We start from the raw sequence: 6,540 nt of genomic DNA, 5'->3' as shown, positions 1-6,540 counted from the left end.
GGAACACGATGGCCGTGGCCACACTCAGGCCCGGATTCAGCTCGATGCTGCCGAAATCGTCCGACAGTGCCGCGTTGGCACCGAAGCTGCTGTCGAACTTCCGGTTGTGCTCGTCGTAGAGGTACTGGTTGGTGCCGTAGAAGGTGCGGGCTTCGTTGCCGATATTGGTGACCTGGACCCGGACCACGATGAACTCCCCGGTTGCCCGCTCGGACCAGAAGCCATCGCCGAGGACCGTGTCGCCCTGGTCAATGCCGGTCACCAGGAACTCGAACTTGCCGTCGCGCACCGCGGTTCCGGCGGGCGCCGGCTGGTTCTTGGCCGGTTTCGGGGCGACTGTGGTCTGCGCGGGAGTACCGGTCGGGATGCCTGCGCCCTGGACCGAGCGGCTGGTGGTGGTCGCGCTCGAACGGTTCGACGAGTCCGATGTGTCTGCGCCGATGGCGAATACACCGAGCATGCACACCCCGATGCAACTGCCCGCGATCCACAGAATCAGCGCATTGTTGTTCTTGGGTGGCGGCCGGAATCCGGGGGCAGGGTATGGGCGCGGCAGGTTGTAGGGCGGTTGAGAGGGATAGCCGGGCGGGTTCGTCATCGTGGTTCCTCGGTCCGAGGGCGCCGGGACTCACATCCCGGCGCCGAAGCCAGCTACTTCAGTGCGACTCGCGCGCCGCCGGAGAAGGCCGAGTCGTGGAACTCGACCGCGGCAGGCACGGTGCCCTGGGGCACGTCGAACACGAGGGTGATCGACACCTTGTTGCCGGGATTGATCTCCTCGGTGAGATGGTCGTTGACGTTGATCTCGGCGCCCGTATCGTTGGCGAACTCGCGCCCCTGATCGTCGATCAGCTTCTGGTTCGACCCGAAGTAGTGCTGCGCCTCGTTACCGACGTTGGTCACGTCGACGTGGACCTGGATGAACTCGCCCTGCGCCTGTTCCTTCAGGATGTCGTTGGTGCCGATCACCGTCACCGGTTCTTCCACACCCTTGACCAGGAACGAGAACTTCCCGTCGCGGACCTCCGATCCGGCCGACGCGGCGGTGTTGCGCTTCTCCTCGGCCTTGGCGACCTCGTTCGCCGCCCCACCGATCAGAGCGACGCAGCCGCCGAACATCAGCAGGATGACGGCGAGGATTCCACCGACCACCCACGGCCACACCTTCTTCTTCCGCGGCGGCTGCGGGTAGTGGGGTCCCTGCGGGTAGCCGGGCTGGGCGGGGTACTGGGGGTTGGTCATCGTGACTCCTGGGGAGAGAAGGGAATTGGTTTTCAGTTGTCGGACCGGCTGCGATCAGCCGTAGACCCCGCCGAGCGCGCTGAGCGGTGAGCTGTTGATCCGGGCCAGTTCGTCGATCGAGGTGGCGCCCGCAAGGCGGGCCAAGACGAGGGTGATGTCTGCCGCCGCGGCGGCGTCAGCTCCCGCTTCGTGGTGCTGTTCGAGCGAAACCCCGAGTGCGGCCGATACGGTGCTGAGTTTGTAATTCGCCAGCCGCAGTTGCCGTTTCGACCACGACAACGAACATCCGTAGGTCCACCGGGGGAGCGGAGCGCCGCTGAATTCGCAGGCTCGCATCATGTTGTTCATGTCGAACGTCGCGTTGTGGGCGATCACCGGCAGGTCACCAACCAGGGCTCGCACCTCGGGCAGCCGTTCGGCAAAGGTGGGCTGGCTCGCGACCGTCGCCGGCGTGATCTTGTGGACGCGCACATTGAACGGCGCGAAACTGTCGACAGCGGCAGGCGGCCTGCACAGCAGCGAGTGCGTCCGTACCCGCACACCGTCGTGGACGACCGCAATGCCGATCGAACAGATACTGCCGCGGTCTGGGTTGGCGGTTTCGACGTCGAAAGCGGCGAACGACAGAGTCATCGGGATTCCTCCAGGGGAAGGGGTCGAATACGCGGGCCACCGCACTGAACGAGGTACGGCCGCGACAGGCGGAGGGTTTCGAATTCCGCCCAGTCATGGGCGATGTCGGCAATGGCAGTGGCCAAGGCGAGGACGTTGACCGGTGTGACGTCTGGCAGCACCGGCCACCGCGGACGCTCGAGCTTCCGGCCGCCCGCGACTTCGGCAGTGAATGCGGCCTCGGCCGAGGCGATTTCGCGTCGCACCGCGTCGGCGGTGGCGTGCATGTTGATCACGGCTGAGCTGGTGACCCCGGCGGGGAGAACGATCGGCCTGTACCGCACCGAGGGCAATCCGTGCACCAGGTGCTGGTTCGTCGTGGATCGGCTGTGCGAGACGACCCAGGCACCGGTCAATCGCGAGACCATCGGTTCCGGACTGATGTTCACCTGCCAGACGACGAGCTCCTGCTCGGTGGTGTCGAGCGCCACCAGCGGTGGCGCGAAAGTCGTTGTCATGTCAACTCCGTGGGGTCGGCAATACCCGATCGGGGCGTGCGGGGTCGCGCCGTGGCAGTACCTGCCCGGCGAGAATTCGAGGGGTATGTCAGCGCCTGCGGCGCTCGGCGAGCTGTCGCCGAATCCGGTCGAACAGCTTGCGCAGCCTGGTGATCGTCGAGGCAGGATGCAGTGCGGGTGGGGTGATCGGCCGCACCCCGAGTCGGGCTGCCAGTTCGGCCGGGGTCGGCACCTGGCTGCTGCTGACGGGAACGTCCAGCTTGATCGGCGCGCGGACCGGCGGAGTTGGTGAGGTGCTTGCGGCGTACTGCTCGATCGTCTGGCTGGTGAGATGCCAGCCGTGGCATACCGGGCACTGGTAGCACCGCACCTCGCGACGTCGGGGGTCGCGGGTGTCGATGCCACCGAGGACGAGCTCGGCATCAGCACGGGTGAAGTACCGCCGTTTGCCGTGGAAGCAGCGCGTCACCGGGGTCTGCAGTCGCTGTTTGCGCAGGTCGTCGCCATTCCGGAGAGTCAGCGCGCGAGGGCTTCCTGACCGGTGTCGACGGTGCCGAGTTCGTCGGTGGGTGGACATACCTCTCCTCTCGGGTGATGGAAGGCACGACGAAGTACGGTTTTGTGACGGCCGGATCGTGGTCGGGATCTGGTGCGGAGCAACAACTTCGGTCTGCTCTGCGGTCGGCGGGAGGTGTGTTGCCGATGGATAGAACGTAGCAGCTGCGTCATCTCATCGTCAAGCAATTAACAATGTTTTCAAGTATGCCTCTGGTGAACATTGGCTGCGAGCTGGGGTGAGTGTTGAAAACATCGTCAATCCCATACGGTGTAACCTTGCGTTTGACGACCCCCTCCACGTGGTGGCAGGTCGAAAGGGAGGCATATGTCGGACTCAACCGCCACAGTCGCCGCAGCGGAGATCGCCCGGATGGCCGGTGTCACCCGCGCCACCGTCAGCAATTGGCGCCGTAGGCACGCCGATTTCCCGGTCCCGGTGACCGGCGGCTCCGAGGCTCGACCCCTGTTCGATCTCGGCGAGGTACAGCAATGGCTGCGCGGCCACGGGGTACAGACCGCCGACTCACCGCTGCAGCAATTGCGCACCGTGCTGCGGTCCGGCGTCGACCCAGCCACCGTGCCGGCGCTGATGGAGCTGGTAGGTGACCTCACTTCGGCGCCGGACACGCCAGTGCACGCGGCCCTTCGTGATGCCGTCGCCGCGACCGACGTCAAGCAGGTCCTGGATGTGCTTGCCGAGCGCGGCCTGGACGCGGTGCCAAGTACCGGTGTCTACCCGACCGACCCGCCCGTCGCCGCTCTCATGGCCGACATCCTCACGGCCGCAGCGTCTCCACCTCCACGCAGCCTGCTCGACCCCGCCTGCGGCAGTGGCACTCTCCTTCTCGAAGCCGCCCGGATCGGCGTCACCGCGCTGTCCGGCCAGGACGTGCTCCCCGTTCAGGCAGCCCGCACCGCCGCACTTCTGCATGCGAGGGTCCCCGCCGCCACGGTCGACATCCGTACCGGCGACAGCCTGCTCGACGACGCCTTCCCCGGTGAGAAGTTCGACGCGCTGCTAGCCAACCCTCCCTATGCGCAACGTGATTGGGGTGCGGAGTCGTTGGCGGTCGACCTCCGCTGGGAGTACTCGGTGCCGCCGCGGGGTGAATCCGAACTTGCCTGGGTGCAGCACATTCTCGCGCACCTGCGTGTCGGAGGGACTGCCGTCGTTCTTCTTCCGCCGGCCGTCGCCTCCCGAACATCTGGTCGTCGAATCCGCATGGAGCTGCTCCGTGGCGGGGCCCTGCGTGCGGTGATCGCGCTGCCGCAGGGGGCATCGACGCCACGCCAGGTGGGACTGCAGATCTGGGTGCTGCGTCGTCCCGGCCCGGAACCCGCTGAATCGGTGCTGTTCACCGACTCGGCGCGCCTGCCCAGTCACGGTGACGCCCAATCGGATTGGCAAGTTCTCGCCGAACGAGTCCTCGACTCATGGCGCGCCTTCGATCACGGTGACGTAGACGCCGCCACGGTCGCCGACCTCGCCGCGGTCGTCCGAACGATGGACATCCTCGACGACGACGTCGACCTGACGCCCGCCCGCCGAGTCCGCGCCGCCATCGACCCCAGCAACGTGGCGGCCTCCGCACACGCCGCCATCGCCCTTCTCGGCGAGCAACTCGCCGAACTACGCAGCGTCGCCGAGACGGTGAAGGAATGGTCAACTCGCGGCGACACCGCGCTGCGCACCGCCACCGTCGGTGATCTCGAACGAGGTGGGGCGGTTCGACTCGTACCGACGACCCCTGAAGCCGCGGACCCCGACGCACCCCAGCGTCCCGTGCTCTCCGGCCGCGATCTCGTCGCCGGACAAGGCCCATCCGGCCTCACCGGACCAGGTGTTGCGGTGTCCGCCGAACTGATTCGCGAAGGTGACGTCCTGGTGTCCCGATTCCGCGACGACCACGGCGCAGCCCAAGGCGCCCGCGTCGCCGAGGGTGCCGACATCGGTGCGGTCCCCGGCTCCGGCGTGATCGTCTTCCGGACCGACCCGACCAGGATGGATCCCTGGTTCTTCGCTGGGTTCATCGGCAGCCCCGACAACTCGGCGGCGATGTTCGGCTCGACCACGATCCGGCTCGACCCGTCCCGATTGCGGATCCCAATCCTGCGCCTCGCCGAGCAGAAGCCGTATGCGGAGGCTTTCCGCAGATTGCATCTTCTGCGAGTAGCGGCGGCTCGGACGGCGGATGCTGCCGTCAGTGCCGCCGAGCTGATCGGAACGGGGCTGACCGCCGGGGTCCTGGCTCCAAGCCGCGAGTAGCAAGCGGCATTCTCATCGCTCTGCTCGACACTGCTCCTCCGGCTTCATGGCGATGCGTTCGATCCATTTGCGTTGCACCTCACCGGAAGTCGGTGCTTCGCCACGCAGGGTGTCGCACCGCTGATAACCAGGAACCGGAGAGCCGTCGGGGGTAGGCGCAGTTGGCTCGATCGAGGACGCGCTTTCCTGACTGGATGCCCGCGGGCACCGGCCGCATCCACCCACGGGTGGATACCGTCGCCCTCCCGCGAGGGCGTAGTGTTACTACGTCAAGGAATCTGAGTGGCGTCTGCGACTGCTGCAATGTGGTTGATGTTGTCTTGAGCTGTGAAAATGACTTCACGTTCATCAGGCTACCCCTGGCATGTCATCGGAATCAATGACATGTGACCTGTTGTGCTCCCGGAGGAGTGGGTGGCAGGGTTGAGACCCACAGCGCCACCACAACTTTCGAGGGGACCATGCCAACCGTCCAACCGCCTGTACCGCAGCGGCCCGTCCGTCCGACCACTGTTCTCGGCCTCATCGGCACCCTGCTCGATGCCTTCCTGTCCGGACAGGCGGGCTGGAAGCAGGCTCTGCAGGTCGTGTTCCTCGCCATCATGCTGACAGCGACCGTGGTCGCGGGGTACCTGGCCATCCGAACAGGCTTGTCGTGGTGAGCGATTCGATCCCGCTCGACGAGTGGATGACAACAACTGAACTGGCAGCGGCGATCGGCGTCGATGCGGCGTCGATCGCTCATTGGCGGGGGCGTGGCCGTGGGTTCCCCGCGGGACGGACTGACGGCAGGATACGCACGTACCGCGCCGGCGACGTCCTGCCCTGGCTGGATTCCCGGGTGATCCCGGCTCGGAACAGGCGGGCTGAGGAGTTCGCCGACGCCACCTATGGTGGCCGGCTTCGGAGTCATCTCGCAGCCAGATTCGCCACGGGGTCACTGCGATCCGGACCTGATGATCCGGGTCCGGCGATCCGGGATGCGAAAGCGCTTGCTTTTCGTGCGTTCCCGGGGACGACGCCAACCGCAGTGCTCGACGCGGCGCTGCTACTCGCCTTCGTGTGGGTTGTCGATGAGACTGCGTGGGCACAAATAGAATCACACGCTGGCATGTTGGGTCTCATTGCCGCAGAGGTGGATCCGGTTCTGCGGAAGCACGGCATCGCGCCGGCTGCGGCAACCGTGATCGGCGAACTACGACCAGCACGGTTGGACACCGTGCAACGTCTTGTGAACGTGTCTGCGGGATTGGGCTTCCAGGGATTCGCAGCGATCCACCTATTTATCTCCGAAACCGAGGGTGTGACTCCTTCGACCTACCGCACGCCTCAATCGGTGGCGGA

General features: G+C 66.0%; 8 protein-coding genes. 3 read left to right on the top strand and 5 right to left on the bottom strand.

Annotated elements, in window-relative coordinates; genetic code table 11:
• The 5 genes from ACFWPJ_RS21405 to ACFWPJ_RS21385 form a co-directional block, all read right to left on the bottom strand.
• Positions 1-598, bottom strand: a 598-nt coding sequence (locus ACFWPJ_RS21405) for a DUF4352 domain-containing protein (protein ID WP_378853925.1), incomplete at its 3' end; no start/stop codon positions are given.
• Positions 599-651: 53 nt separating this feature from the next.
• Positions 652-1,242, bottom strand: coding sequence for a DUF4352 domain-containing protein (locus ACFWPJ_RS21400; RefSeq protein WP_378853923.1), 591 nt, complete (start codon positions 1,240-1,242; stop codon positions 652-654).
• Positions 1,243-1,296: 54 nt separating this feature from the next.
• The gene (locus tag ACFWPJ_RS21395) at positions 1,297-1,875 is read right to left on the bottom strand and encodes an exonuclease domain-containing protein (protein WP_378853921.1); all 579 of its coding nucleotides are present in this window, start codon (positions 1,873-1,875) and stop codon (positions 1,297-1,299) included.
• Positions 1,872-2,372 carry a hypothetical protein gene (locus tag ACFWPJ_RS21390; RefSeq protein WP_378853919.1) on the bottom strand — a complete coding sequence of 167 codons (501 nt, stop codon included), beginning with the start codon at positions 2,370-2,372 and terminating at the stop codon, positions 1,872-1,874. The genes ACFWPJ_RS21395 and ACFWPJ_RS21390 overlap by 4 nt, the downstream gene beginning before the upstream one ends.
• 88 nt (positions 2,373-2,460) lie before the next feature.
• A complete protein-coding gene (locus ACFWPJ_RS21385) occupies positions 2,461-2,841 on the bottom strand; it encodes a hypothetical protein (RefSeq protein ID WP_378853917.1) in 381 nt (126 codons plus the stop codon).
• Positions 2,842-3,255: 414 nt separating this feature from the next.
• Between ACFWPJ_RS21385 and ACFWPJ_RS21380 the strand changes: the two genes are divergently transcribed.
• The 3 genes from ACFWPJ_RS21380 to ACFWPJ_RS21370 form a co-directional block, all read left to right on the top strand.
• Positions 3,256-5,196, top strand: a complete 1,941-nt coding sequence (locus ACFWPJ_RS21380) for an N-6 DNA methylase (protein WP_378853915.1) — start codon at positions 3,256-3,258, stop codon at positions 5,194-5,196.
• A gap of 461 nt (positions 5,197-5,657) precedes the next feature.
• Positions 5,658-5,858, top strand: coding sequence for a hypothetical protein (locus tag ACFWPJ_RS21375; RefSeq protein ID WP_378853913.1), 201 nt, complete (start codon positions 5,658-5,660; stop codon positions 5,856-5,858).
• Positions 5,855-6,540, top strand: a 686-nt coding sequence (locus tag ACFWPJ_RS21370; RefSeq protein ID WP_378853911.1) for a hypothetical protein, incomplete at its 3' end; no start/stop codon positions are given. The genes ACFWPJ_RS21375 and ACFWPJ_RS21370, both read left to right, overlap by 4 nt.

This window comes from Nocardia sp. NPDC058497 (genome assembly GCF_042720195.1).
GTDB lineage: Bacteria > Actinomycetota > Actinomycetes > Mycobacteriales > Mycobacteriaceae > Nocardia.
Note: the sequence above shows the minus strand (reverse complement) of the source record. Positions and strands in the feature narration are given on the sequence as shown.